Below are 25,423 nucleotides of genomic sequence, written 5' to 3' on the forward strand. Positions count from 1 at the left end.
CGGAGCGGCCCGGGCCAGGGTCCGGACGTGCGGCTCCGACCCACTCCAGGACGGAAGGCGGCCGCCCCGTGTTCATCCCGATCGGCAACACTCCCCGCGACTACGCCTGGGGCTCGCTCACCGGCATCTCGGAAGCGCTCGGCACCACGGCGTCCGGCGCTCCGGAGGCGGAGCTGTGGCTGGGGGCGCACCCCGGCTCGCCGGCGCGGATCCTCGACCCCGGCACCGTCGGAGCGTCGACCCTCGCGGAGTGGATCGCCCGGGATCCCGAGACGGCGCTCGCTGGGGTGGACGGCTCGGTCGACCCCGTCTCCGGCGAGCCGCGGCTCCCGTTCCTCCTCAAGATCCTCGCGGCGGGCGGCCCGCTCTCGCTGCAGGCGCACCCCTCGTCGGAGCGGGCGCAGCGCCGCTTCGTCGAGGAGGACGCCGCGGGGATCGCCCGCGACGCCGCCGAGCGCAACTACAAGGACCCGTTCCACAAGCCCGAGCTGATCTACGCGCTGAGCGAGAGCTTCGACGCGCTCTGCGGGTTCCGCGAGCCGGAGGCCACGCGCGAGCTGCTCGCGGAGCTCGCCGATCGCGCGCCGGCGGAGGACTCCGCGGCGATCGTGCGGTTCGCCTCCCTGCTCGAGGGCGAGCCCGAGGCGTCGCTCCGCACCGCCGTCACCTGGCTCCTCGCCGACGGCGACCGGGCCGAGGTCACCCGCCTGGTCGACGCCGTGATCCGCGCCTCGGAGGGCGATGACCGGCTCGAGGCGGCGACGGTCCGCGACCTCGCCGCCGCCTATCCCGGCGACCCGGGGATCGCGCTCTCGCTGCTGCTCAACCGGGTGCGGCTCGCCCGCGGCGAGGTGCTCTACCTTCCGGCGGGGAACATCCACGCCTACCTGCTGGGCACGGGGGTCGAGCTGATGGCCGCCTCCGACAACGTGCTGCGCGGCGGTCTCACCCCCAAGCACATCGACGTGCCCGAACTGGTCGTCGTGCTCGACTTCTCGCCGTTGCCCGTGCCCTACCTGCGGCCTGAGGAGCCGGCCGCCGGCCTGCGCGTCTACCGCCCCGACGTTCCCGACTTCGAACTGGCGGTCGTCGAGCCGGTCTCGGACGAGCCCGTGCCCGTCGCCCTGACCGGTCCCGCGATCGCGATCGCGACCGCCGGCGCGTTCTCGCTGCGCGGGGCGGAGGGCGAGACGCGCGTCGAGCGGGGCGGGAGCGTCTACATCACCCCGTCGGAGCAGGCGCTCGAGGTCACCGGGCGCGGGACGCTGTTCGTCGCGACCGTCTGACCGCGGCCGGGAAGTGGCGTCTCTCGACAGCCCCGTTGCTCGACGGGATCGCGCGGGACGTCAGGACGCCTCCGCGCACGCGAAGGTGCGGCGGTAGGCGGCCGGCGTCGTCTGGAGGACCCGCACGAAGTGGTGCCGCATGACCGCCGCCGTGCCGAAGCCGACGCGTCCGGCGATCGTCTCGAGCGGCAGGTCGCTCTCCTCCAGGAGCTGCTGGGCGCGCAGCAGCCGCTGCCGGTTGAGCCACGCCAGGGGAGTGGTGCCGAGGTCGGCGCGGAAGCGACGCGCGAACGTGCGCGGCGACATGAGCGCGCGCCGGGCGAGGGTCTCGATCGTCAGGTCCTGGTCGAGGTTGTCGAGCATCCACTCCGTGACGTCCGCGAACGAATCGGCCCGCACCTCGGCGATCGGGGTGCGGATGTACTGCGCCTGGCCGCCGTGGCGCTGCGGCGGCACGACCATCCGCCGAGCGACGACGTTCGCTACCGCGGCGCCCAGCTCCTCCCGCACGATGTGCAGCGAGGCGTCGATCCCGGCTGCGGTGCCGGCGCTGGTGACGATGCGCCCCTCCTGCACGAACAGCACGTCGGGATCGACGCTCACGGCCGGGTGCCGGCGCGCGAGCTCCTCGGCGTGCATCCAGTGCGTGGTCGCGCGCCGCCCGTCGAGCAGGCCGGCCTGCGCGAGCGTGAAGGCGCCGCTGCAGACGCTGAGGATCCAGGCGCCCCGCGCGTGGGCGCGGCGGAGGAGCGCGAGGACGCGCTCGTCGACGTCGCCTCGGGAGTGCGCGGGAACGGCGATGAGATCGGCGCCCTCCGCCGCCTCCAGGCCGTCGGTGATGATCATGTCGAAGCCGAGGCTCGTGCGGACCGGACCGGGGTCGGCGGTGACGATCGTGAAGTCGAACGCCGGGCCGCCCTGCTCGCTCCGGTCGATGCCGAAGACCTCGCAGACGACTCCGAACTCGAACGGGGCCAGGTCAGGGAGGGCGACGAGCGCGACCGAGTGCAGCATGTCGGCAGGATATCGCCAGGCGACGCATTCCTGCCGGATCGGAGCGTTCTCCGGTCGCCGATAGGGTGGCTCCGGCGCGCGGCGCGGGCGCCGGTAACGAGGAGGATTCGCATGGCATGGCTGGTCACCGGAGGAGCCGGGTACATCGGGGCGCACGTCGTGCGGGCCTTCGCCGAGCAGGGGATCGACCCCGTCGTCGTCGACGACCTGTCCTCGGGGCACGACTCGTTCGTGCCGGAGGGGATTCCCTTCCACCGCGGGTCGATCCTCGACGAGCAGCTGCTCGACTCCGTGTTCGCCGAGCATTCGATCGAGGGCGTCGTGCACGTGGCGGGCTTCAAGTACGCCGGAGTGTCGGTCCAGCGCCCCCTGCACACCTACGAGCAGAACGTCACGGGGACGATGCGCGTGCTCGGTGCGATGCAGCGCGCGGGGGTGTCGTCGATCGTCTTCTCCTCGAGTGCGGCCGTCTACGGCGCGGTCGACGTCGACCTCGTCACGGAGAGCACGCCCAAGAGCCCGGAGTCGCCCTACGGCGAGTCGAAGCTGATCGGCGAGTGGCTGCTCGCCGACGCGGGACGTGCCCACGGCGTGCGCCATGCCTCCCTCCGCTACTTCAACGTCGTCGGCTCCGGCTACCCCGACGTCTACGACACCAGCCCGCACAACCTCTTCCCGCTCGTCTTCGAGGCGCTCCTCGCCGGTCGCACCCCCCGGATCAACGGCGACGACTACCCCACTCCCGACGGCACCTGCGTGCGCGACTACATCCACGTCGCCGATCTCGCCCTCGCGCACGTCGCTGCAGCGCGACGACTCGCCGCGGGGGAGCCGATCGAGCCCGTGTACAACCTGGGCAGCGGCACCGGTGCGTCCGTCGGCGAGATCATGCGCGCCATCGCGGCCAGCACCGGGATCGACTTCACCCCCGAGGTGGCCGCCCGTCGCCCCGGCGATCCGCCGCGCATCGTCGCGTCGGGTGAGACCGCCGCGCGCGACCTCGGCTGGGAGATGCGGCACTCGATCGCCGAGATGGTCGAGAGCGCCTGGCAGGCGAGGAGCGCGTCGACGGCGTGACGTCTCCCGCGAGGATCGACACAGTCGCGACACGCCGGTGTGTCGTGAACCCTCCAGGGCGGGTTGAGGGTTTATGGTCCGCGACTTGACCTGGGCGAATGACACCGGTGTAATTACCTTGGCGAGCTACTCCGGTGAGGAGCGGCTCGCGGTTCATCGGTCGCAGGCGGGGTAGGAGACGACATGGCACTTCCCGACTCTCGCTCCGGAGTCCCCGACGACTGGTTCGTCGATCCCGTCCGACTGGGTGTCCCCGGCGTCCGTCCCGGCATCGACACCGAGACGGAGGCTCCCGGCGGAGCCCTCTCCTGGCAGGTCGACTCGCTGTGCGCGCAGACCGACCCCGAGGCGTTCTTCCCCGAGAAGGGCGGATCCACCCGCGACGCGAAGAAGATCTGCACCTCGTGCGAGGTCCGCTCGCAGTGCCTCGAGTACGCGCTCGAGAACGACGAGCGCTTCGGCATCTGGGGCGGGCTCTCCGAGCGCGAGCGCCGCAAGCTCCGACGCCGCGCGTAGCGATCCACCGGAGCGTTCGCCCGGACCCGGGCCCGATCGCCGCGGCTCCGAGAGGGCGGCGAGCCGCAGGCGGGCACCGAGTCGCCATCACCTAGGGTGGTCCGCGATGTATCCACGAGTCACCGCCGTCCTCGTCGCGCGCAACGGCGCGGCGTACCTGGAGCGAACCCTCGCGGCGCTCCGGGCGCAGACCCGTCAACCCGATGCCACGGTCTTCGTCGACGGCGGCTCGAGGGACGCGACCGGAGAGCTCCTCTCGGGATGGGGCCCCACGCAGCTTGTGCAGGTCGCCGAGAACCTGCCCTTCGGCCAGGCCGTCGCCCGCGCGGTGCGCGTGATGCAGCCGCCGGCGGGGGAGGACGAGTGGCTCTGGCTCCTCGCGCAGGACTCGGCACCCGAGCCCGGTGCCCTCGCCGCGCTCCTCGGTGCCGTCGAGGTCGCTCCGTCGGTCGCCGTCGCCGGCCCGAAGGTCATGGACTGGACGCGCTCCGGCTACATCCGGAGCTACGGGGAGTCGATCACGCGCTACGGCACGACGGTCCACCTCGTCGAGGACGAGCTCGACCAGGGCCAGCACGACGCGACGCCCGACGTCCTCGCGGTCTCGGCGGGCGGCATGCTCGTCCGTCACAGCCTGTGGGAGGAGCTCGGCGGCTTCGATCCCGGGCTGCCCGTCGTCGACGACGCCCTCGACTTCTCGATCCGCACGCGGCTCGCCGGTCACCGGGTCAGCCGTGTGCCCGACGCCCGGGTGACCACCGCCCGCATCGGCCTGCAGCGCCCCGACGGCCGCCGCATCGACAGCGGGGAGCGCCGTCGCGCCCGTCAGCACCGCACCGCGCAGCTGCACCGGCGTCTCGCCTACGCTCCGGTCCCGCTCCTGATCCTGCACTGGCTCTCGCTCGTCCCGCTCGCGATCGGCCGAGCGGTCGTCCGGCTCCTCCGCAAGCAGCCGGGCCTGGTGGGAGGCGAGCTGATCGCCGCGTTCGTCGTCGCGTTCGGCGGCACCAAGGTGCTCCGGGCGCGCAGGGTGCTCCGCTCGTCGAAGAACGTCGGCTGGAAGGCGGTCGCCCCCCTGCGGATCCCGCTCGACGTCGTCCGGCAGCTCCGCTCGGTGCGGCACGACGCGGTCAGAGTCCAGGCCACCCGTGAGCGCCACCCGCTGCACTTCTTCCAGGGCGGCGGCGTCTGGATCGTGCTCGTCGCCGCCCTGACCGGGCTCATCCTCTACACGCCGCTCCTCGCCGCGTCCGCGATCAGCGGAGGCGGGCTGCTCACGCTCTCGCCGACGGTGGCCGAGCTCTGGCGGAACGCGGCCTACGGATGGCGCGATCTCGGCTCCGGATTCATCGGCGCCGCCGATCCGTTCGCGGCCGTGCTCGCGGTCCTCGGCTCGCTGACGTTCTGGTCGCCGAGCTTCTCGATGGTCCTCCTCTACCTCGTCGCGCTGCCGATCGCGGCGATGGGCGCCTGGCTGATGGTGGCGCGGATCACCCCGCGGCCCATCGCCCGCGCCTCCGGTGCACTCGTCTGGATCCTCGCCCCCGCGTTCTTCGCAGCGCAGTCCGACGGACGACCCGCGGCGATCCTGGTGCACGTCCTGCTGCCCTGGCTCTTCTTCGCCGGGTTCGGCGCCTACCGGTCGTGGTCCTCCTCCGCGACCGCGTCGATCCTCGCGGCCGCGGTCGTCGCGTGCGCCCCGATCCTCGCGCTGCCGCTCCTGGCCGTCTGGCTCGTGGTGCTCGCGACGGCGGGCCGGCGCATCGGCCGGTTCGCCGGGCTGCCGATCCCCGCGCTCGTCCTGCTCTTCCCGATCGTCGTCGCGCAGGGTGCCCGCGGAGACTGGTTCGCGGTCCTCGCCGACCCCGGCGTCCCGCTCGCCTCGACCCGGGCCGACCTGTTCTCGCTCCTCGCCGGCGTCCCGAGCGGTCTGTCGAGTGGGTGGCTGCAGTTCCTCGGCACGCTGAACATCTCGGCCTCGGCCGCTCCGCTCGCCACCGCGGTGCTCGTCCTCCCGCTGATCGTCGCCGCGCTCGCCTCGCTCCTGCTCCCGAACAACCTCTCGGCGCTCGGCGGGGTGGGCGTGGCGGCGCTCGGTCTCGTGACCGCCTCCCTCGCCCAGGGCCTCCAGCTCACGACCAGCGGCTCCGAGCCGGTCGCCGTCTGGAGCGGCACCGGGCTCAGCCTCTACTGGCTCGGCCTCGTGATCGGGTTCTCGCTGTCGGTGGCCGCGCTGCCGTCCTTCCGCCTGGTCCCGGCGATCGTCGTCACCGTCGCCGTCGCGATCGCGGTCGCTCCCCTCGCCGTCGCCTTCCCGGCGGGGAGCAGCTCGGTCACGACCGCCGCCGACCGCTCGCTGCCCGCCTACGTGGCCGCCGAGGCGCAGAACGACCCGCGGGTCGGCACCATCGTGCTCGTCCCGCAGTCCGACGGAGGCGTCCTCGCCCGCCTCGAGCGCGGAGCGGGTGCGACGCTCGACCAGCAGTCGACCCTCGCCGCCACCGGCGCCGAGAGCACCGACGAGATCGACGAGCTCGCGGGCAACCTCGTCTCGCGCACCGGCTTCGACGTCGGCTCCGCCCTCGAGGATCTCGGTGTCCGCTTCGTGGTGCTCACCGATCCCGGCGCCCAGGCCGGTGCCGCCGCCTCCGCCGTCCGCTCCCGCGCCGCCGTCTCCCTCGACGGCAACGCCGCCTTCTCGGCCGTCGGAGACACCCGCTACGGGCTGCTGTGGACGGCGGTCGACACCGACGGCGACCGCGTCGATGCCGCCCCGACCGGAGTCGTCGGCCCCTTCGGCATCGCCTACACGATCGCCGCCCTCATCGTGTTCCTCGTCGCCTTCCTCCTCGCCGTCCCCACCGGGCTCTCGCTCGAGCGCGCGCGCTCCGGCGCCCCGGTCGCGGGGATCGACGACGAGCCCGGCGAGGCGACCGGCCAGTTCGACGACGGGACCGACGATGTCTGATCCCGCCGACCAGGAGAAGAAAATGCCGACCGACACCGGATCCCCGGCTCGCGCGCCCCGCGGCGATCGGCGAGCCGAACGCCGCTCCCGCGCGGCATCGGCCGGCTCGACCGCGTCGACCCGCCGCCGGGAGGCGCCGTCGGCCGCTCGCCGGCGCCGGTCGGCCCTGCGCGCGATCGCCGGAGTGACGGGCCTCGTGATCGCAGCGGCCGCCGTCGTCCTGCCGCAGCTGATCCCGCTCCCCGCGGTGACCCGCACGGCGGAGGGGGTCGTCGTCGCTCCGGTCGCGGCCGACAGCACCCTCGTCTGCGGCGGAGACCTCATCGACGCGAGCGAGCCCCGGGAGCTGCGCTCGTTCCCGGGCTCCGGGACCGCCGTCTGGCCTCGGGACGCCACCTCGTCGTCCGCGCCGTTGGCAGAACCGGACGTCGCGACCGGCGGGACCGGCATCGACGCGCTCAGCGTGCCCGCCGAGTCCGACCCCACCCCCGGAGGCGCGACCACGCAGTCGATCGCGAACGAGTCGGTCTCGGGGCTCGCCGCGCAGGGCTGCGCCGAGCCGTCGGCCGACAGCTGGCTCGTCGCGGGATCGACCGACGTCGGACTCACCTCCGTCCTCGTCCTGGCCAACGCCAGCGAGGTCGCCGCGACCGTCGACCTCGCTCTCTACGGTGAGCAGGGGCCGATCACGGCGACCGGAGCGACGGGGATCGTCGTCCCGGCGGGATCCGTGCGCGTCCTCCCGCTCGCCGGGCTCGCGCCCGATGTCGTCCAGCCCGTGATCCGGATGACCGCCCGCGGCGGCGAGGTCGCCGCGACCCTCCAGAGCAGTGCGATCGCGGGACTCGCTCCGGAGGGAGTCGAGACGTCCTCTCCCTCGGCCGGCGCCGACACGATCACCGTCATCTCGGGCTTCACCGTCGCGACGCCGCCCGCCGACACCGCGAGCGACGACGGCAGCGGCGGCTCCGGCACCCCCGTGCTGAGGATCCTCGCCCCGGGCGGGGAGGACACCACGGTGTCGATCGAGGTCGCGAACGAGGACCCGAGCGGACTGGGCACGTCCACCCAGGTGGTCGCCGCGGCCGGGCGCGTCGGCGAGGTCCCGCTGACGGGTCTCGCGGACGGCTCGTACCGGATCACCCTCCGGTCGGATCAGCCGATCGTCGCCGCGGGACGCACGACCTCGACCGGACCGGCGGGAACCGACTTCGCCTGGTTCGCGAGCGGAACGGCGACGTCGGTGCCCTTCGGCGTCGGGAACACCGGCGAGGCGGGTTCCCGCCTGCACCTCGCGAACGCCAGCGACTCGTCGGCCTCCGTGGTGATCGAGTCGGACGCGGGATCGCGGACGCTCGAGATCGGCCCGTTCGCGGCGGCGTCGACGGAGCTCGGAGCCGACTCCGTCGTCGTGTCGAGCGACCAGCCCGTGCAGGCCTCGGTCTCGATCTCCAGCGACGGCAGGATCGCGTCGTACCCGATCGTCCCGCCCGGGCCGCTCTCGTCCCCGGTCACGGTCTACTCGCACTGAGTCGACCGGCACGGTTCGGGCGGCCCGGCCGCTCAGCGCGCGGCGGAGCGCGTCAGAGGTGGCGGAAGCGGTCCGGCGAGATGTCCCACGGGTCGCGGCCGAGCAGCTCGGCGACCGCACGGAAGACGTAGCTCTCGATCAGCATCCGCTGGTGCCAGTCGTCGCGGCGGTGCAGCTTCGCGAGGCGCTCGATCGGGACGCGGTACAGCGTGATGCGCCGCGCCGCGTGATCCACGCGCCAGCGGGCGATGCCCGTTCCCTGCAGCCGGGCCGGATCGACGTCGGGGGTCGCCGCGACGTCGACGTGGATGCCGGCGAGCTCCTCGGGCCAGGCGCCGCGGAGGTAGTCGATCGCGGAGCCGATGGTCATCTCGAAGAAATCGGTGCGCGTCTGCAGCGGAGGCAGGTGGGGGCCGGTGACCTGGCCGCGGATGCCGCGCCCGTGCCGGTCCCTCGACCCGCCGCGGACCGTGGTCGCCTGACGTGCGGTGGAACGACGAGCGCGGGGCATGCGTCAAGACTACGGCCGCGCGGAGCGGGTGCCGCGTGCCTTGCTACTGTGTGCCTGATGAACGGACGGCTGTGCTCGCGGACGGGCTGCGCCTCCGACGCCGTGGTCACCCTCACCTACGACTACCGCGACTCGCTGGTGGCCGTCGGACCGCTCAGTCCGGCTCCCGACCCGCACGGCTACGACCTCTGCGCCGAGCACGATCGGCGCCTGCTCGTGCCCAGGGGCTGGCAGACGGTGCGCTACAGCGAGCCGTCCCCGCCCGGCGCCGGCTGATCGCGGAGTGCCGGCGCGGGCCGCTCCCGCTGCGGGAACCCCCGCGGGGCGCTCGCGAGGACCGGACCGAGGCGGGCGAGCCGCTGATCGGCGAGACGCAGGGCCCTCTCCTCCCGGGCGCGACGGAGGGCTGCCACGGCGAGGAGGAAGTCCTCGGCCGGTGCGTTCGGGATCGGCGAGACGAACGCCGCTGCCTCGTCGGCGAGGGAGGCCGCCAGCTGCGACCGCGACGGCTCCGTCATCCCGCCGCGCTGCCGGAGGAACTGCGCGAGCCGGCGGGCGAGCGCGTCGGGCAGCCGGGCCGCGTCGGCGGTCGCCGCCCAGCCGAGCAGGGGCGCCGGGACCTCGACCTGCAGCGGCGCGACCCGCGGAACCCGCTCGAGCTGACTGTGCGTTCCGGCGAGGATGTCGCCGAGGCGGCGCGAGCGCTGCGAGAGGAGCCCGACGACGGCGGCGAGACCGCCGGCCGTCATCACGATCTCGAGCACCCCGGTGAGGCCGCGCACGAGCGCGTGCCGGAAGCCGATGGCGCCGCCGTCGTCGCGCACGATGCGCGCACCGACAGCCAGCTTGCCGAGGGAGCGCCCGCGCGTCGCCGTCTCGACCGCGACGGGCACGAGCACGAGCGAGACCACCAGAGCGGCGATGCCGACGGCCGCGAGCGCCGCATCGTCGAGTCCGCCCTCGCCCGCGAGCGCGGCGACCAGGTAGAGGAGGCCGAAGGCCAGCACGAACTCGGCGAGCAGGTCGATGATCGCGCCGGACGCGCGGAGGACGAACGAGGTCACGGGCACGTCGAGCGCGATCGCCTCGCCGGTGATCAGCCCGGAGTCGTCGCGCTCGTCGATCCGCTGCCCGCCCATGGTGCTCCTCCCGGCCGTTCCGGTGCCGGCCACCGCGACGAACGGCCGCGCCCGGGCGCGGAACGCCCCGGCTATCATCTCAACAGATGGACATCGACGCTCTCTCGGCCGCGCGCAGCGCGCAGTGGACGCGCCTCGACGAGCTCTCCCGCCGGCGCCGTCTGAGCGGTGACGAGGCCGACGAGCTGGTGGAGCGCTACCAGTCCGCCTCCGCCGATCTCGCCGCGATCACCTCGACCGCCGGCTCCACCGCCGCGGGCACCCGGCTCGCCGTCTCGCTGTCGCGGGCACGCGGGCGCCTGACGGGGACGAGGGAGGAGCCGCTCGCCGCCGTGTCGAGGTTCGTCGTCGTGTCCCTCCCCGCTGCCCTCTACCGCCTCCGCTGGCTGACCCTCGCCGTCGCCCTGGCCACGGCGCTCGTGGCGACGCTCTACGCGGTCTGGATCCTCGGCGACGCGCGGCTGCTCGCCTCCCTCGGCGACGACGAGGAGCTGCGGCGGTTCGCGCAGAACGACTTCATCGACTACTACTCCGAGAACCCCGCCGCGTCGTTCGCCGGCCAGGTGTGGACGAACAACGCCTGGATCGCGGCGCAGTGCGTCGCCTTCGGGATCGTCGGCGTCTACGTGCCCTACATCCTGCTGCAGAACGCGCAGAACCTCGGCACCTCGATCGCGGTCATGTTCCACGTCGGCGAGGGCGACACCTTCTTCCTCTACATCGCCCCGCACGGGCAGCTCGAGCTGACGGCGGTGTTCGTCGCGGCGGCGGCCGGCCTGCGCATCTTCTGGGCCTGGATCGCCCCGGGCGCACGGACCCGCGGCCAGGCTCTCGCCGAGGACGCGCGCAGCCTCTTCACCGTGGCGATCGGCCTGGTCTTCGTGCTCTTCGTCTCGGGGGTCATCGAGGGCTTCGTCACTCCCGCCCCCTGGCCGTGGTGGCTGAAGATCGGCATCGGCGCGCTCGCGTTGCTCGCGTTCCTCGCCTACATGATCGTGCTCGGCGGCCGCGCTGCGCGCGCGGGGGAGACGGGCGATCTCGACCGCTTCGCGGCCGGCTCGCGGAGCATCGCCGAGGGCTGAGCGACGGGCTCGGTTCAGAGCCGGCCGGCCGCCTTCAGCGCGATGTAGCGGTCGGCGAGCAGCGGAGGCAGCCGCTGCGGCTCCCCGAGCACGACGTCCCCGCCCAGCCGCCGCACCGCCGCGGCGAGGCGGTCGGAGTCGGTGAGCGAGCGCTCCGCGGCGGCGGCGGTGTAGACGGCGGCACGGTCACCGCGATCCGCCGCCATCTCGACGAGCTCCGGATCGAGCGCGCACGCGACGACCACGGTGTGCTGCCGCGTGAGCTGGGGGAGGACCGCCAGCATGCCCTCCGCGGCGCCCACGGAGTCGAGGGCGGTGAGCAGGACGACGAGGGAGCGCTGCGAGGCGAGCGCCCGCACCTGCGCCGGCACGGCCGACCAGTCGGTCTCGACGAGCTGGGGCTGGATCGGGGCGAGGGCGTCGACGACGCGCCCGAGCACCTCCGTGCCGGTCGCCCCGTGCACGCGCGCCCGGCGGGTGCGGTCGAAGGCGAGGACGTCGATCCGGTCGCCCGCCGAGGCCGCCAGGGCCGAGAGCAGCAGGGACGCCTCGATCGCGGTGTCCAGGCGCGGCTCGTCCTCGATGCGCGCTGCCGAGGTGCGGCCCGTGTCGAGCACGAGGATCACCCGGCGGTCGCGCTCGGGACGCCAGGTGCGCACGACCGGTTCGCGGCGTCGCGCCGTCGCCCGCCAGTCGAGAGAGCGGACGTCGTCGCCGCGGACGTACTCGCGCAGACTGTCGAACTCGGTGCCCTGACCGCGGATCATCACGCTCGTGCGCCCCTCGAGCTCGCGGAGGCGCGCGAGGCGGGAGGGCAGGTGGCGGCGGGAGCGGAAGGGCGGGAGGACGCGGATGGCGGCCGGAGCGGCGTGCGTCGCCTGCCGTCCGGCGAGGCCGAGCGGCCCCTCCGATCGGACGGTGACGTGCAGCGCCCGCCGCTCACCGCGCCTGACGGGCACGAGCACCGTGGTGACCGCGCGGCGCTCACCCGGAGGGAGACGCAGCGCCGACCGCGTCGCGACGGCGCCGGCCGACGGCTCCCAGGCGTCGCGGACGATTCCGGAGATCCTCCGACGGCCGGTGCTGGTCAGCAGGAGGGTGGCCTCGGCCCGCTCGCCGAGCCGCACCCGGTCGGGCACGCGGCGCTCGAGACCGACGGACCGGGGGGAGCCGGCGACGAGCAGGTCGACGCCGACGAGGGCCGCCCAGAGCAGCAGCCAGAGCCCGAGCACCCCGAAGGCGACCTCGGCGCGCCCTCCGAAGAGGACGACGGGGACGAGGCCGACGAGGAGGACGACGACGGAGCGGCCGGTGAGGTGCACGGGTCAGACCGGGACGCGGACCTGCTGGAGGATGCCGCCGAGGACCGCCTCCGTGCGCACGCCCTCGAGCTCCGCCTCCGGCTGGAGCTGGATGCGGTGGCGGAGGACGGGCAGCACCATCGCCTGCACGTGGTCGGGGGTGATCGAGCCGTAGCCGTTGAGCCACGCCCACGCTCGAGCGGCGGCCAGGAGCGCGGTCGATCCGCGGGGGCTCGCGCCGAGCTTCACGCTCGGGCTCTCCCGCGTCGCTCGGGCGACGTCGACGATGTAGCCGAGGACGTCGGGCCCTGCGCCCACGCGGCGCGCCGAGGCCTGAGCCGCGCGGAGCCGCGAGGCGTCGAGCACCGGGTGCACGCCCGCCGCGGCGAGGTCGCGCGGATCGAACCCGGCCGCGTGCCGCGCGAGCACCTCGACCTCGACCTCCCGCGGCGGGACGTCGAGCACCAGCTTGAGGAGGAAGCGGTCGAGCTGCGCCTCGGGCAGCGCGTAGGTGCCCTCGTACTCGACGGGGTTCTGCGTCGCCGCGACCAGGAACGGGTCGGGCAGAGGGAGGGTCCGCCCGTCGACGCTGACCTGGCGCTCCTCCATCGCCTCGAGCAGCGCCGCCTGGGTCTTGGGCGGGGTCCGGTTGATCTCGTCGGCGAGCAGCAGGTTGGTGAAGACCGGACCCTCGCGGAACGCGAACCCCGACGTGGAGGCGTCGTAGACCAGAGAGCCGGTGATGTCACCCGGCATCAGGTCGGGGGTGAACTGCACGCGACGGGTGTCGAGCCCGAGCGAGACCGACAGAGCGCGCACGAGCAGCGTCTTGGCCACTCCGGGGACACCCTCGAGGAGGACGTGCCCGCCGGCGAGGAGGGCGATCAGCAGACCTGATACGGCGCCGTCCTGGCCGACGACGGCGCGCCCGACCTCGGTGCGGACGCGGTCGAGCTCGAGGCGCAGCTCGTCGTCGCCGAGCGGCGGGAGGCCGGTGGGAGGGAGGGACGTGTCGCTCATCGGTGGGGGCCTTCCGGTCGTCGGGCGGGATGCGGAGTCGGAGCGAGAGCCGCGCGGACCGCGCTCTCGAAGCGGAGGAGCTCGTCGGAGGCGGCGACGAGCGCGCCGTCGTCGCCCGGCTCGTCGGAGACCAGCAGGCGGCGGACGGCGCCCGGATCGCGCCCGAGCAGGTCGGAGGACGCCGACACGATCTCGTCGACGCCGGCGGAGGGCGACAGGCCGAGCATCGCCGCGACCCGGTGCAGCGTCCCGATGCGGAGGGCGTCGAGCGCGCGCACCCTGGTCGCGCCGCGCGCGTAGAGACGGGCGCGGCCGCGGGCGGTCTCGCTCGCGTGCACGACGACCGGCAGCGGCTCCACGGCCAGCGGGCCGAAGCGGCGCCCGCGCCACACCGCGGAGGCGAGGAAGACGCAGACGAGGAGGAGGAGCGCCGGAGTCACCCAGCCGGGCGCGAGGTCGGCGGGATCCGGGTCGACAGCGCCGGTCAGGTCGTCGACGCCCGCGCGGTACCAGACGAGGGTGTCCTCGCCGCCGAGCAGTCCGAGGGCGAGCGCGGCGCGTCCCGCCTCGTCGACGGTCCCGTTGCGGAGGAGGTCGGCGTCGCCGATCGCGGTCACGGTCCCTCCGTCGGGGGAGGGGCCCGATACGAGCGCGAAGGCGTCGTCGCCCGTGGGGAAGCAGCCGGTGCTGTCGCCCTCGACGACGCGGTAGGTGCTCCCGCCCGACGGCAGGGAGCCCGCGCGCTCGGCGGCGGGGAGCGCGCAGTCGGCGACGAGCGCGCCCTCCTCCAGCGGAGCGCCGGCGAAGGCGACTCCCGGCAGCAGCGCGTCGAGGGCGGCCCCCGTCGGCTGCACCAGCACGACGGCGTCCGCGGCGAGGCGAGCGTACTGGGACTCGTCGAGCACGCCGCTCGGATCGTCGACGAGGATCGTCGTTCCGCCGTCGACGCTCTCCACGGCCTCGTCCAGGGTGTCCGCGCGCAGCACGTCGACTCCCTGCTGCCGCAGCACCTGGGCGACCGCCCGTGCTCCGTCGGGCGCGGCGCTGTCGACGTCGAGATCGGGAGCGAGCGAGGTCGATCCGGTCGCGACGGTCAGGAGGAGGGTGCCCACCGCCACGAGGGAGAGCAGGACGACCCAGACCCGGCCCCGCCGCAGCAGCGCGCCCAGGGTCGGGGTGGTCACGGAGTCGGTGGCGGCGGTCATCGTCGGGCGCCGGGCGTCGAGAACGGATCGGCGAGGGCGCCGAGCTCGGGGGTCGCGTCGGCGAGGACGCGATCGAGGTCTCGGATCCGCTCGTAGTCGGCCGCGGTGCAGGCGAGGCCGAGGTAGCGGACCCGGTCGAAGTCATCAGCGGTCCGGCGGAGGCCGTCCGCCGACCCGGGGAAGGCGGCCGAGGCGCGGCGGGCGAAGCCGTGCGCCGTCGTCCCGGGGGAGAGGCTCACGACGGTCCTCTCCCCGAGGGAGCGCACGAGGGCGCGGAAGCGCTCGACCAGCGCCTCGTCCCAGGCGCCCCGAGCGGCCGCCGCCTCGGCGAGGGCCCTGATCTCGTCGGCCGAGCGCCCGTCGTCCTCGGCGAGCACCGCTCCGGTGACGGTGCTCCGGCGGCGGAGCCGGGGACGCCCGGCCAGGACGAGGGCCACGACGACCAGGGCGAGCAGGACGACGACCCCGATGATCGCGGCGACCGGCACGGTCGCTCCGTCGGTCGGCAGCGAGAGGGAGGCGAACCAGTCGCGGACCGCCTGCACCACCCGGTCGAACCAGTTCGGCTCCGCGGCCCGGTACCGGGGATCCGCCAGCTCCTCGAGGAAGAGGCGACGCGCCTCCTCGGCGTCGGGGACCAGGGGCGCACCGGAGGACGACGCGAGGATCACCGGGGCGCCCGCTCCGGAGCGGGGAAGGGGTCGGGCGTGTCGCGGCCGGCCGCGCGGTCCTCGACATGGCGCAGCAGCACCAGGTCGAAGCCCTCGCGGCGCATGCGGCGGTCGAGGTAGACGAGACCCGTCACCGCCGACTGGAGGACGGTGCCGACGGCGCCGATCACCAGGCCGAGAGCGACGGAGAGCAGAGCGACCACCGCGGAGGCGACGATCTGCGCGTTCGGGTCGGTCGGGGCGATCAGGGCCCCCGCGATCGGGACCAGCAGGCTGAAGGGCGTGGCGATGACCTGGCCCGCGAGCTGGACGATGACGAGCATGAGAGCGAGCGACCCGAAGGTGCGCCAGAAGCCGCCGGTGACCAGGCGCCACGAGCGCGCGATCGCGCGGCCGATGGGCTGCCGCTCGATGACGAGGATGCTCGGGACGAGCGCGAGCTTCGTGCCGATCCAGACGCCGAGCGCACTCGCAGCGAGACCGGCGAACACGAGGACGAGGACACCGCCCACGATCACTCCCGCGCCGCCGTCCTGCGCGCCGAGGAGGAAGAGCGGCACCGACAGCGCCACCGCGACCACGACGAGCAGCACCAGTCCGACGCCCTGGAGCACCGTCCAGCCGACGAGCGCCCAGAACCTCCCGCGGAGGCGGCCCAGCAGTCGGCGGAGCGTGGGCCGCTCGCCGAGGACACCGCGCGACACCTCGAGGACGACGACGCCCTGCACCAGAGCGCCGGTCGCGAGGGAGACCGCGAGCGGGATCAGGGCGGCGAGGATCACGACCGCGAGGGAGCCGGCTCCGACAGCGTCGCGGTCGGCCTCCTCCGCCTGCGCGATCCGCCCGACGGCCAGCACGGCGACGACGCCGTAGACGATCAGTGCCAGCACCGAGCCGAGCCCCTGGACGAGCAGGGCGACTCCGAGGGTCGTGCGGGGGCTGCGCCGCAGCACCTGGAACGGGGCGCCGAGAAGGGTGCCGAAGCCGAGCGGGCGCAGCGGCACGAGTCCGGGCTTGGGCGGAGGGGTCCAGCCGGGGGCAGGGCCGGCCGTCGGCGCTCCGGACTGCCAGGGACCCGTCGACGACCACGCGACCGGAGCGACCGGAGGGGCCGGCGACACGGGCGGCACTTGTCGAGCCGCGCCCGGGAGCACCCCGTCGTCCCGGCGAGGGGCCTCGTCGTCACGGCCGGTGGGCCCTGCGGGCGGCGGCCACTGAGCTGCGTCGGTCATCCCTCCCATGCTGTCACAGGCCCGCCCGGCACTCCCCCTGCGCGCCGGGCGCCCTCCCTGCCTCGTCGGTTAGCCTGAGGCCGTGACCGCGGGCGCCCGGAGGGCGAGCGCGACCGAGACGAGGAAGACGGGTTCATGAGCGCGCGCATTCTGGTGGTCGACGACGACGCGGCCCTCGCCGAGATGATCGGCATCGTGCTGCGGGCCGAGGAGTACGACGTGTCGTTCTGCGCCGACGGGTCCGGCGCCCTCGACGCGTTCCGCCGGTCGCGCCCGGATCTGGTGCTGCTCGACCTCATGCTCCCCGGACGGGACGGGATCGAGGTGTGCCGCGACATCCGTGCCGAGTCCGGCGTCCCGATCATCATGCTGACCGCCAAGTCCGACACCTCCGACGTCGTGCAGGGCCTCGAGTCCGGCGCCGACGACTACATGGTCAAGCCGTTCGATCCGAAGGAGCTCGTCGCGCGGATCAAGACCCGTCTGCGGCCGGCCCAGGTCGCGGCCAACGCCGTCCTGCAGGTGGGCGACCTCAGCCTCGACGTCGCCGGCCACGAGGTGCGCCGCGGCGAGGTGCGCATCGGCCTGACCCCGCTCGAGTTCGACCTGCTTCTGGCCCTGGCCACCAAGCCGCAGCAGGTGTTCACCCGCGAGATGCTCCTCGAGCAGGTGTGGGGCTACCACTACAAGGCCGACACGCGGCTCGTGAACGTGCACGTCCAGCGGCTCCGCGCGAAGGTCGAGAAGGACCCGGACGACCCGAGGATCGTGATGACCGTCCGCGGTGTCGGCTACCGCGCCGGCGCCGTCGTCCCGAGCTGACCGTGCCCCCCGCGCGCCGGTTCGGCGCCCCGGCGATCCGCCGGTGGCCGCGGAGGGTGATCCGGGCGTGGCGCAGCTCACTGCAGTTCCGGGCGGTCGCCATCACCGTGCTGCTCAGCGGCATCGCGATCGGCTCCACGGGGATCTACCTCTCCTACAGCATCAGCGACAACCTCTTCCAGTCGCGCCTCGACCAGGTCACCGGAGACACCTCCCGCGCCACCCGCGCGGCCCAGGGGTACCTCGACGCCGCCACGGTCTCGACCCGGCAGGACATGGAGGAGGTGATGAGCTCGGTCCGCACGGCGGTGCGCGACAACTCCTCCTCCGCCCTGATCGCCATCGTGCGCTCGCCCGACCAGGAGCCCTCCTCCCTCGCGCCCCAGGACATCTACAACCGTGAGCTGCAGGACGGCGTCATCAGCGACGAGCTGCGCGGGCGCGTGCAGGCGGGGCCGGAGGGTCAGTACTGGCAGTCGGTCACGCTCGACGCCTCCGGAGAGGAGCAGCCGGGGATCCTGGTCGGCTCGACGCTCGAGCTCCCGAGCTCGGCGGGCCGCTACGAGCTCTACATCGGCTACTCCCTCGCCGACGCGGAGCGCACACTCCAGTTCGTGCAGCAGGTGCTCAACGTCGCCGGGATCCTGCTCATCCTCCTGATCGGCGCGGTCAGCTGGGTCGTGGTCAGGATCGTCGTCGCCCCCGTGCGGGTCGCGGCCGAGACGAGTCAGCGCCTCGCCGCGGGAGACTTCGACGTCCGCATCCCCGAGAAGGGCCAGGACGTCATCGCGACGCTGGCCCGCTCGTTCAACGGCATGGCCGACAGCCTGCAGGACCAGATCAGCGAGCTCGCGACCCTGAGCCGGGTGCAGCAGCGCTTCGTCTCCGACGTCTCGCACGAGCTCCGGACTCCGCTGACGACGATGAAGCTCGCCGGAGACGTCCTCTTCGACCAGCGCGACGCGTTCCCTCCGGTCGCGGAGCGCACCGTCGAGCTGCTGCACGGGCAGATCGGCCGGTTCGAGAGCCTGCTCGCCGACCTCCTCGAGATCTCGCGGCACGACGCGGGCTCGGCCGAGCTGGAGCTCGAGCCGGTCAACCTGGTGCGCCTCGCGGGCGAGGAGATCGAGGGGATGAGCGGGATCGCCGAGGCGAACGGCTCCGTCCTGACGCTCTCGGCGCCGGGCGGCTACTTCGACGCCGACATGGACGCGCGGAGGATCCGGCGGATCGTGCGCAACCTCCTCGGCAACGCCATCGAGCACGGCGACGGCCGCGAGATCGTGGTCACCGTCGACAGCAACGCGACGGCCGTCGCCCTGGCCGTCCGCGACTACGGTCACGGCATGAGCTCGGAGGAGGTCGTGCGCGTGTTCGACAGGTTCTGGCGGGCCGACCCCTCCCGCAGGCGCACCCTGGGCGGAACCGGCCTCGGACTCTCGATCGCCCAGGAGGACACGATGCTGCACCACGGCTGGCTGCAGGTCTGGTCGATGCCCGACCGCGGCGCGTGCTTCCGGCTGACCATCCCGCGCCGACGGGGCGAGCGCATCGACTCCTCGCCGCTGCCGCTCCCGCCGATCGACGCGGGCGAGCAGGCGTTCACCGGGCCGATCGTGATGCCGCCGCTGCCGACTCCGGACACCGCCGATCGGGGGGCGCTCTCGTGAGCGGCGGGCGGACGCTCCGCTCCCTCGCCGGAGCGCTGCTGCTCGTGCTGGCGCTCGTGGGCTGCGCGGGGATCCCGCGCGGGGGCGACGTCGGCGTGGGCCGACCGGATACGGCTCCGCAGGACCTGGAGTACGACTTCCTGCCCTCGGGACCGACGGCCGGCGCCTCCCAGCTCGACATCCTCAGCGGCTTCATCGACGCCGCCTCCAGCCCGCAGAACAACTACAAGATCGCTCGCGAGTTCCTGTCCTCGGGCGCCGACTGGACGCCGAGCGAGCACGTGACCGTCGACGAGGGGCAGCGCTCCCAGACCCAGCAGTCGGCCTCGAGCCTCTCCCTGACGATCACGCCGATCGCCGAGGTCGACGCGAGCGGCGTGTACACCGAGGTGACGGCGACGGCGACGCTGAGTCTCGACTACGGCTTCGTGCAGGAGAACGGGGAGTGGCGGATCAGCGCCCCTCCGAGCGGCGTCGTGATCGACCGGACGACCTTCGAGCAGGTGTTCTCGACCCACGCGCTCTACTTCTACGACCCGAGCTACAGCTTCCTCGTGCCCGACCTCCGCTGGTTCGCGTCGCGCGCCGACAGCTCGACCAGCACGACCATCGTGACCGAGTTGCTGCGCGGGCCCACCGCGTGGCTGCGCGACTCCGGAGCCGTCGTCTCGGCCTTCCCGACGGGGACGGCGCTCGCCGCCGAGACCGTGCCGGTCGAGTCGCAGCGCGCCGTCGTCGATCTGAACTCCGCGGCGCTCGAGGCCGACGAGCGGCAGTGGCGGCTGATGTCGCTGCAGCTCAGCCGGAGTCTCGGGAACGTCTCGAACGTCACCGGCGTCACCCTCTCGGTCGAGCAGAACCCGATCGAGGTGCCGGCCGAGACCAGCGGGCTCCCCACCTCCCCGCGGGTCGACACCCGGCCCCTCGTGCTGACCGACGGCGACTTCGGCTTCCTCGGCTCCTCCGGTCTCACCGCGACCAGCGTCTCGGACCGGGTGGCTGCCCTCTCGCCGACCGCGGTCGTGCTGGGCGAGCAGAGGGGGGCCGACGCCGACGCGGCAGCGGCCGTGCTTTCGGCGGCCGGCGTGAGCCTCGTGGCGCCGGGCCAGGACGACGTGCTCCTCGACGCGCGCTCCGGGCTGACGGCGCCGAGCATCGACCCCCTCGGCTATGTCTGGTCCGTCCCGTCGGCGGCGCCGACCGAGCTGGTCGCCTACTCCTCCGACGGGGCGACCTCGTTCCAGGTCGCGACGGCCTGGTCCGAGATCGACTCGATCGCCTCCCTCGCGGTGTCGCGCGACGGCACCCGGGTGCTCGCCCTCGCCCAGGACGGGCAGCAGGCGACGGTCCTCCTCGCCGGGATCACCCGGTCGGCGGCGGGGGAGCCGCTCGCCGTCGGCGAGCCCGTGGTGCTCCGCTCGACCCTGGGCACGGCCGTCGCGGCGAGCTGGTCGGACGAGCTGGACGTCGTCTCGGTCGTCCGCTCGTCGACGGGGGAGGACATCGTGACGATGAACCAGATCGGAGGCGGCGCGACCGCGCTGGGGACCACCACCGGCACCCGGCAGATCGCGGCGGGCAACGCCTCGACCCAGATCCGCATCCTCGCCGAGGGCGGGGAGCTGCGTCAGCAGCGCGGATCGGCGTGGCAGACGATCGCGACCGACATCGGCGTCCTCGCGGTGCAGACCGGCATGGGGTCCTGAGGCGGGCCGACCGTCGGAGCAGCATCGCGGTGCGGGCTCGCTCCTCCACAGGTCGTCCCGCGTCGGAGCAGGGCGCGTGGCGCGTTCCGCGTGCTGCGCATCCCGCAGACTCAGCGCATGATCCGGGACCACCTCCTCGATGCCCTCGCCGTCCTCCTCCCCGTCGACTGCCCCGCCTGCGGCGACCCGGCGCGCTCGGGGCCGTGCGACCTCTGCCGCGAGGAGCTCGCGACGGCGGCGCGCCCGGGCCTGCGCACTCTCGGTCCCGAGGAGCATCCGCTGGAGGTCGTCACCGCCGCGGCCTACGCGGGGGTGGCGCGTCGCCTGATCCTCGCGCTCAAGGAGGAGGGGCGGGTCGGCGCGGCCCGGCCGCTCGGCGAGCTGCTGGGGCCGGCGCTGCGGCTCGCCGCGACCGACGAGCCGGTGGACCTCATCGGTCCGCCCGGCTCCCCAGGTCGCCGTCTCCGCCGCGGATATGACCCTGTCGACCTGATCGTGCGGGCCGCCGGCGGGCGCACCGCGAGGCCGCTCCGCCGCGCGAGGCGCTCACTCGACCAGGTGGGTCTGAGCAGGGTCGAGCGCCGCGGCAACCTCGAGGGCGCGTTCCGCGCGCGCCGCCCGCTCGAGGGCTCGTCGCCGATCCTCCTCGTCGACGACGTCGTCACCTCGGGCGCCACCCTGCTCGAGATGCGACGCGCCGTGGAGGCGGCCGGCGGCAGAGTACGCGGTGCCGTCGCTCTCGCGGGGGCGGCACTGCGCACCGAGACGGGATCCCCACGCGACTCTGCGGAGGCGCCGAGGGTCCTCCGCATGAACACTCGGTGACACTCCGGTGGCCGAGGTCTACGCTCGGGGGCACGGCGTGAACGGTCCGCCCCAGAGAAAGGCGGCACGCCGTACTCGACTGGGAGGTTGTCATGGACATCGACATCACAGGACGCAACTTGGGCATCACCGATCGCTTCCGCGCGTACGCGACGGAGAAGGCGGAGAAGGTGGAGCACCTCGCCGAGCGCGCACTCGCGCTCGAGATCAAGGCGAGCCGCCACAGCGAGGGCAAGGGAGCCCCCGGAGGCGACCGCGTCGAGCTGACGCTGATCGGCAAGGGCCCGGTGGTCCGCGCAGAGGCGAGCGGGGCGGACAAGTACGCGGCCTTCGATGTCGCCCTCGGGCGCCTCCTCGAACGGGTGAGACGGGCGAAGGACCGCAAGAAGGTGCATCGGGGCCAGCATCGGCCCACCTCGCTCCGCGACGCGGCGGCCGACGACTTCAGCGTCGTCGCCATCCAGCCCGCCGACGCCGCGATCCTCGAGCAGGTGAGCACGGGAGTCGTTCCCGTCCAGGCCGAGGCGGCACCCGCGGAGGACGAGGTGGAGGAGGAGCCGTACTGCCCCGTCGTCATCCGCAAGAAGGTCTTCGCCTCCGTCTCGATGACCGTCGACGACGCCGTCGACTACATGGAGCTGGTCGGACACGACTTCTACCTGTTCATCGACGCCGACACCGACCGTCCGAGCGTGGTCTACCGCCGCAAGGGCTGGGACTACGGCGTCATCGGTCTCGGCGACGAGGCCGACGAGCTCGCTGAGCAGGCGGCGGGCTGACCCCCGTCCGACATCCCCCGGGCCCCGGCGTCGCGCACGCCGGGGCCCGTTCGCGTCCGCCGACGGCGGACAGCACCTCAGACCGTGCACAGCCCGCCCCGGCTAGGCTGGTCGCGGTCCGCGCTCCGGTGCGGAGCCTCTGCCTTCTACCTTTTGGAGTACCCCGTGGCCTCAGTTCTCGAAAAGGTCCTTCGCGTCGGGGAGGGGCGGGTCATCCGCCGCCTCGAGAACTACGCGAAGGCCGTCAACACCCTCGAAGAGGACTTCACGCACCTCAGCGACGAGGAGCTGAAGAACGAGACCGTCGAGCTGCGCGAGCGCTACTCGAACGGCGAGTCGCTCGACGACCTGCTGCCCGAGGCGTTCGCCGCGGTCCGCGAGGCGTCCAGGCGCACCCTCGGCCTCCGCCACTTCGACGTGCAGCTCATGGGAGGCGCCGCCCTGCACCTGGGCAACATCGCCGAGATGAAGACCGGAGAGGGAAAGACGCTCGTCGCGACCCTCCCCGCGTACCTCAACGCCATCGCGAGCCGCGGCGTGCACATCGTCACGGTGAACGACTTCCTCGCCTCCTACCAGTCCGAGCTGATGGGCCGCGTCTTCCGCGCCCTCGGCATGACGACGGGCGTGATCCTCTCGGGCCAGACCCCCGAGCAGCGCCGCGAGCAGTACGCGGCCGACATCACCTACGGCACCAACAACGAGTTCGGCTTCGACTACCTCCGCGACAACATGGCCTGGCAGGCCCAGGACATGGTGCAGCGCGGGCACTTCTACGCGATCGTCGACGAGGTCGACTCCATCCTGATCGACGAGGCGCGGACGCCGCTGATCATCTCCGGCCCGGCCTCCGGCGAGGCGAACCGCTGGTTCTCGGAGTTCGCGAACCTGTCCAAGCGCCTGATCGAGGGCGAGGACTTCGAGGTCGACGAGAAGAAGCGCACCATCGGCGTCCTCGAGCCCGGCATCGAGAAGGTCGAGGACTACCTCGGCATCGAGAACCTCTACGAGTCGGCGAACACGCCGCTCATCTCGTTCCTCAACAACGCCATCAAGGCCAGGGCGCTGTTCAAGAAGGACAAGGACTACGTCGTGCTGAACGGCGAGGTCCTCATCGTCGACGAGCACACCGGCCGCATCCTCGCCGGCCGCCGCTACAACGAGGGCATCCACCAGGCGATCGAGGCGAAGGAGGGCGTGCAGGTCAAGGCCGAGAACCAGACCCTCGCCACCGTCACGCTGCAGAACTACTTCCGCCTCTACTCCAAGCTCTCCGGCATGACGGGAACGGCCGAGACCGAGGCTGCGGAGTTCATGGCGACCTACAAGCTGGGGGTCGTCGCGATCCCGACGAACCGCAAGATGCAGCGCCTCGACAACCCCGACCTCGTCTACAAGAACGAGCAGGTCAAGTTCGAGCAGGTCGTCGAGGACATCGTCGAGCGTCACGCCTCGGGCCAGCCCGTCCTCGTGGGCACCACGAGCGTCGAGAAGAGCGAGTACCTCTCGCGCCTGCTCGCGAAGAAGGGCGTGCGGCACGAGGTGCTGAACGCCAAGAACCACGCTCGGGAGGCGGCGATCGTCGCGCAGGCGGGTCGCCTCGGCGCCGTCACTGTCGCCACCAACATGGCCGGCCGAGGCACCGACATCATGCTGGGCGGCAACGCCGAGTTCCTCGCCGTGACCGAGATGGCCGGCAAGGGGCTCAGCCCGTCCGAGACTCCGGAGGAGTACGAGGCCGCCTGGGACGACGTGTTCGCCGAGGTCAAGGCGAAGGTTGGCGAGGAGGCCGAGAAGGTGCAGGCCGCCGGCGGCCTCTACGTGCTCGGCACCGAGCGCCACGAGTCGCGCCGCATCGACAACCAGCTGCGCGGCCGCTCCGGCCGTCAGGGCGACCCCGGCGAGAGCCGCTTCTACCTCTCGCTCACCGACGACCTGATGCGCCTGTTCAACTCCGGCGCGGCCGAGGCCCTGATGGGGCGCGGCAACGTCCCCGACGACATCGCGATCGAGTCGAAGGTCGTCTCGCGGGCGATCCGGAGCGCCCAGTCGCAGGTCGAGGCGCGCAACGCCGAGATCCGCAAGAACGTCCTCAAGTACGACGACGTGCTGAACCGTCAGCGCGAGGCGATCTACTCCGACCGCCGGCACATCCTCGAGGGCGACGACCTGCACGAGCGCACCCAGAAGTTCCTCGTCGATGTGATCGACGAGATCCTCGACGTGCACACGGGCGACGGCAATGGTGACGACTGGGACTTCGACGCCCTGTGGACCGAGCTGAAGACGCTCTACCCGATCAGCCTGACGATCGACGAGGTCGTGCAGGAGGCGGGCAGCCGCGGCCGCATCAACAAGGAGTTCATGCGCCGCGAGATCCTCTCGGACGCGAAGATCGCCTACGAGCGCCGCGAGGAGCAGCTCGGTGCGCCCGCGATGCGCGAGCTCGAGCGCCGGGTCGTGCTCTCGGTGATCGACCGCCGCTGGCGCGACCACCTCTACGAGATGGACTACCTCAAGGACGGCATCGGCCTGCGCGCGATGGCGCAGCGCGATCCGCTGGTCGAGTACCAGCGCGAGGGCTTCGCCCTGTTCCAGCAGATGATGGGGCAGATCCGCGAAGAGACCGTGGGCTTCCTCTTCAACCTCGAGGTCGAGGTGACGCAGAAGCAGGGCGAGGTCGCCGCGGTCGCCGCCAAGGGCCTCGCGGCTCCCGTCGCCCCGGTCGAGAAGCTGAGCTACTCGGCTCCGAGCGACTCGGGCGGAGTCGAGGTGCGCAACCAGCGCGGCCAGGTGCAGCAGGCGGCGACCGCCAAGGCCAGTGCGGCCGCAGCGCGGGAGGTCCGCCCGCAGGACGAGCCGGAGGCGCCCACGACGAAGGGGGCGTTCGGGCAGAAGTCGCCCGCGGTCACCGACGAGGCTCCGACCAACCGCCAGGAGCGCCGCGCGCAGTCCAAGCGCCGCTGACCCACCGAGCTGCCGACGCAGCGACACGACGGCCCCGACTCCCCCGCAGCAGCGGAGGAGCGGGGCCGTCGTCGTCGGAGGTGCCCGGACGCGGATCGCGA

At 73.2% G+C, this 25,423-nt stretch carries 21 protein-coding genes; 13 read left to right on the forward strand and 8 right to left on the reverse strand.

What is annotated here, in order from left to right; translation table 11 throughout:
• Positions 1 to 68 precede the first annotated feature (68 nt).
• Positions 69 to 1,286, forward strand: a complete 1,218-nt coding sequence (gene manA / locus B9Y99_RS04280; protein WP_085475323.1) for a mannose-6-phosphate isomerase, class I — start codon at positions 69 to 71, stop codon at positions 1,284 to 1,286.
• A 60-nt stretch (positions 1,287 to 1,346) separates the two neighbouring features.
• Here manA and B9Y99_RS04285 read toward each other — a convergent pair whose 3' ends face one another.
• Positions 1,347 to 2,300, reverse strand: coding sequence for a GlxA family transcriptional regulator (locus B9Y99_RS04285; RefSeq protein WP_085475324.1), 954 nt, complete (start codon positions 2,298 to 2,300; stop codon positions 1,347 to 1,349).
• A 111-nt stretch (positions 2,301 to 2,411) separates the two neighbouring features.
• Between B9Y99_RS04285 and galE the strand changes: the two genes are divergently transcribed.
• The 4 genes from galE (at position 2,412) to B9Y99_RS18690 (ending at position 8,392) form a co-directional block, all read left to right on the forward strand.
• On the forward strand, positions 2,412 to 3,377 hold the full coding sequence (gene galE, locus B9Y99_RS04290) for a UDP-glucose 4-epimerase GalE (protein WP_085475325.1): 966 nt from the start codon (positions 2,412 to 2,414) through the stop codon (positions 3,375 to 3,377).
• Between the two features lie 183 nt (positions 3,378 to 3,560).
• Positions 3,561 to 3,893 (forward strand): WhiB family transcriptional regulator, encoded by a 333-nt coding sequence (locus B9Y99_RS04295; protein ID WP_085475326.1) that lies wholly within the window; start codon positions 3,561 to 3,563, stop codon positions 3,891 to 3,893.
• A 106-nt stretch (positions 3,894 to 3,999) separates the two neighbouring features.
• Positions 4,000 to 6,861, forward strand: a complete 2,862-nt coding sequence (locus tag B9Y99_RS04300) for a glycosyltransferase family 2 protein (RefSeq protein ID WP_085475327.1) — start codon at positions 4,000 to 4,002, stop codon at positions 6,859 to 6,861.
• Positions 6,862 to 6,883: 22 nt separating this feature from the next.
• Positions 6,884 to 8,392: a DUF5719 family protein gene (locus B9Y99_RS18690; protein ID WP_085475328.1), complete on the forward strand. Its 1,509-nt coding sequence runs from the start codon at positions 6,884 to 6,886 to the stop codon at positions 8,390 to 8,392.
• A gap of 52 nt (positions 8,393 to 8,444) precedes the next feature.
• On the opposite strand, the gene B9Y99_RS04310 is transcribed toward B9Y99_RS18690, so the two are convergent.
• Positions 8,445 to 8,903 carry a metallopeptidase family protein gene (locus B9Y99_RS04310; RefSeq protein ID WP_085475329.1) on the reverse strand — a complete coding sequence of 153 codons (459 nt, stop codon included), beginning with the start codon at positions 8,901 to 8,903 and terminating at the stop codon, positions 8,445 to 8,447.
• Between the two features lie 57 nt (positions 8,904 to 8,960).
• Here B9Y99_RS04310 and B9Y99_RS04315 point away from each other — a divergent pair, with 57 nt between their 5' ends.
• Positions 8,961 to 9,179 carry a DUF3499 family protein gene (locus tag B9Y99_RS04315; RefSeq protein WP_085475330.1) on the forward strand — a complete coding sequence of 73 codons (219 nt, stop codon included), beginning with the start codon at positions 8,961 to 8,963 and terminating at the stop codon, positions 9,177 to 9,179.
• On the opposite strand, the gene B9Y99_RS04320 is transcribed toward B9Y99_RS04315, so the two are convergent.
• A complete protein-coding gene (locus B9Y99_RS04320) occupies positions 9,146 to 10,042 on the reverse strand; it encodes an RDD family protein (protein ID WP_085475331.1) in 897 nt (298 codons plus the stop codon). The two genes, B9Y99_RS04315 and B9Y99_RS04320, sit on opposite strands and share 34 nt — an antisense overlap.
• Before the next feature lie 86 nt (positions 10,043 to 10,128).
• On the opposite strand from B9Y99_RS04320, the gene B9Y99_RS04325 reads away from it, so the two are divergent.
• Positions 10,129 to 11,124 (forward strand): stage II sporulation protein M, encoded by a 996-nt coding sequence (locus B9Y99_RS04325; RefSeq protein WP_085475332.1) that lies wholly within the window; start codon positions 10,129 to 10,131, stop codon positions 11,122 to 11,124.
• A 14-nt stretch (positions 11,125 to 11,138) separates the two neighbouring features.
• On the opposite strand, the gene B9Y99_RS04330 is transcribed toward B9Y99_RS04325, so the two are convergent.
• From B9Y99_RS04330 to B9Y99_RS18700, 5 genes are read right to left on the reverse strand one after another with little or no spacing between them, the layout of a single operon-like run.
• A complete protein-coding gene (locus B9Y99_RS04330; protein WP_085475333.1) occupies positions 11,139 to 12,446 on the reverse strand; it encodes a DUF58 domain-containing protein in 1,308 nt (435 codons plus the stop codon).
• Between the two features lie 3 nt (positions 12,447 to 12,449).
• Positions 12,450 to 13,445, reverse strand: a complete 996-nt coding sequence (locus B9Y99_RS04335) for an AAA family ATPase (RefSeq protein WP_085476235.1) — start codon at positions 13,443 to 13,445, stop codon at positions 12,450 to 12,452.
• The gene (locus tag B9Y99_RS04340; RefSeq protein WP_085475334.1) at positions 13,442 to 14,650 is read right to left on the reverse strand and encodes a DUF4350 domain-containing protein; all 1,209 of its coding nucleotides are present in this window, start codon (positions 14,648 to 14,650) and stop codon (positions 13,442 to 13,444) included. The genes B9Y99_RS04335 and B9Y99_RS04340 overlap by 4 nt, the downstream gene beginning before the upstream one ends.
• On the reverse strand, positions 14,647 to 15,321 hold the full coding sequence (locus tag B9Y99_RS18695; protein WP_165759530.1) for a DUF4129 domain-containing protein: 675 nt from the start codon (positions 15,319 to 15,321) through the stop codon (positions 14,647 to 14,649). The genes B9Y99_RS04340 and B9Y99_RS18695 overlap by 4 nt, the downstream gene beginning before the upstream one ends.
• Entirely contained in the window at positions 15,318 to 16,553 is a 1,236-nt protein-coding gene (locus tag B9Y99_RS18700; RefSeq protein ID WP_165759531.1) for a hypothetical protein, read from the reverse strand. Before B9Y99_RS18700 ends, B9Y99_RS18695 begins: the two co-directional genes overlap by 4 nt.
• Before the next feature lie 135 nt (positions 16,554 to 16,688).
• Between B9Y99_RS18700 and mtrA the strand changes: the two genes are divergently transcribed.
• The 6 genes from mtrA to secA all read left to right on the forward strand — a co-directional run bounded on the left by mtrA (position 16,689) and on the right by secA (position 25,322).
• Positions 16,689 to 17,375 (forward strand): MtrAB system response regulator MtrA, encoded by a 687-nt coding sequence (gene mtrA / locus B9Y99_RS04350; RefSeq protein WP_085475335.1) that lies wholly within the window; start codon positions 16,689 to 16,691, stop codon positions 17,373 to 17,375.
• 2 nt (positions 17,376 to 17,377) lie between these two features.
• Positions 17,378 to 19,045: an MtrAB system histidine kinase MtrB gene (mtrB, locus tag B9Y99_RS04355; protein WP_085475336.1), complete on the forward strand. Its 1,668-nt coding sequence runs from the start codon at positions 17,378 to 17,380 to the stop codon at positions 19,043 to 19,045.
• A complete protein-coding gene (locus B9Y99_RS04360) occupies positions 19,042 to 20,751 on the forward strand; it encodes an LpqB family beta-propeller domain-containing protein (protein ID WP_085475337.1) in 1,710 nt (569 codons plus the stop codon). The genes mtrB and B9Y99_RS04360 overlap by 4 nt, the downstream gene beginning before the upstream one ends.
• A 117-nt stretch (positions 20,752 to 20,868) precedes the next feature.
• Positions 20,869 to 21,576, forward strand: coding sequence for a ComF family protein (locus B9Y99_RS04365; protein ID WP_129587888.1), 708 nt, complete (start codon positions 20,869 to 20,871; stop codon positions 21,574 to 21,576).
• Between the two features lie 92 nt (positions 21,577 to 21,668).
• The gene (hpf, locus tag B9Y99_RS04370; protein ID WP_085475339.1) at positions 21,669 to 22,355 is read left to right on the forward strand and encodes a ribosome hibernation-promoting factor, HPF/YfiA family; all 687 of its coding nucleotides are present in this window, start codon (positions 21,669 to 21,671) and stop codon (positions 22,353 to 22,355) included.
• 165 nt (positions 22,356 to 22,520) lie between these two features.
• Positions 22,521 to 25,322: a preprotein translocase subunit SecA gene (gene secA, locus B9Y99_RS04375; protein WP_085475340.1), complete on the forward strand. Its 2,802-nt coding sequence runs from the start codon at positions 22,521 to 22,523 to the stop codon at positions 25,320 to 25,322.
• The last annotated feature ends 101 nt before the right edge of the window (positions 25,323 to 25,423 follow it).

The organism is Rathayibacter oskolensis, from assembly GCF_900177245.1.
Classification (GTDB): domain Bacteria; phylum Actinomycetota; class Actinomycetes; order Actinomycetales; family Microbacteriaceae; genus Rathayibacter; species Rathayibacter oskolensis.

Coding starts and splice junctions, on each gene's coding strand:
- B9Y99_RS04285 (WP_085475324.1), bottom strand. CDS start 2,300: ATGCTGCACTCGGTCGCGCTCGTCGCCCTCCCTGACCTGGCCCCGTTC.
- galE (WP_085475325.1), top strand. CDS start 2,412: ATGGCATGGCTGGTCACCGGAGGAGCCGGGTACATCGGGGCGCACGTC.
- B9Y99_RS04295 (WP_085475326.1), top strand. CDS start 3,561: ATGGCACTTCCCGACTCTCGCTCCGGAGTCCCCGACGACTGGTTCGTC.
- B9Y99_RS04300 (WP_085475327.1), top strand. CDS start 4,000: ATGTATCCACGAGTCACCGCCGTCCTCGTCGCGCGCAACGGCGCGGCG.
- B9Y99_RS18690 (WP_085475328.1), top strand. CDS start 6,884: ATGCCGACCGACACCGGATCCCCGGCTCGCGCGCCCCGCGGCGATCGG.
- B9Y99_RS04310 (WP_085475329.1), bottom strand. CDS start 8,903: ATGCCCCGCGCTCGTCGTTCCACCGCACGTCAGGCGACCACGGTCCGC.
- B9Y99_RS04315 (WP_085475330.1), top strand. CDS start 8,961: ATGAACGGACGGCTGTGCTCGCGGACGGGCTGCGCCTCCGACGCCGTG.
- B9Y99_RS04320 (WP_085475331.1), bottom strand. CDS start 10,042: ATGGGCGGGCAGCGGATCGACGAGCGCGACGACTCCGGGCTGATCACC.
- B9Y99_RS04325 (WP_085475332.1), top strand. CDS start 10,129: ATGGACATCGACGCTCTCTCGGCCGCGCGCAGCGCGCAGTGGACGCGC.
- B9Y99_RS04335 (WP_085476235.1), bottom strand. CDS start 13,445: ATGAGCGACACGTCCCTCCCTCCCACCGGCCTCCCGCCGCTCGGCGAC.
- B9Y99_RS04340 (WP_085475334.1), bottom strand. CDS start 14,650: ATGACCGCCGCCACCGACTCCGTGACCACCCCGACCCTGGGCGCGCTG.
- B9Y99_RS18700 (WP_165759531.1), bottom strand. CDS start 16,553: ATGACCGACGCAGCTCAGTGGCCGCCGCCCGCAGGGCCCACCGGCCGT.
- mtrA (WP_085475335.1), top strand. CDS start 16,689: ATGAGCGCGCGCATTCTGGTGGTCGACGACGACGCGGCCCTCGCCGAG.
- B9Y99_RS04365 (WP_129587888.1), top strand. CDS start 20,869: ATGATCCGGGACCACCTCCTCGATGCCCTCGCCGTCCTCCTCCCCGTC.
- hpf (WP_085475339.1), top strand. CDS start 21,669: ATGGACATCGACATCACAGGACGCAACTTGGGCATCACCGATCGCTTC.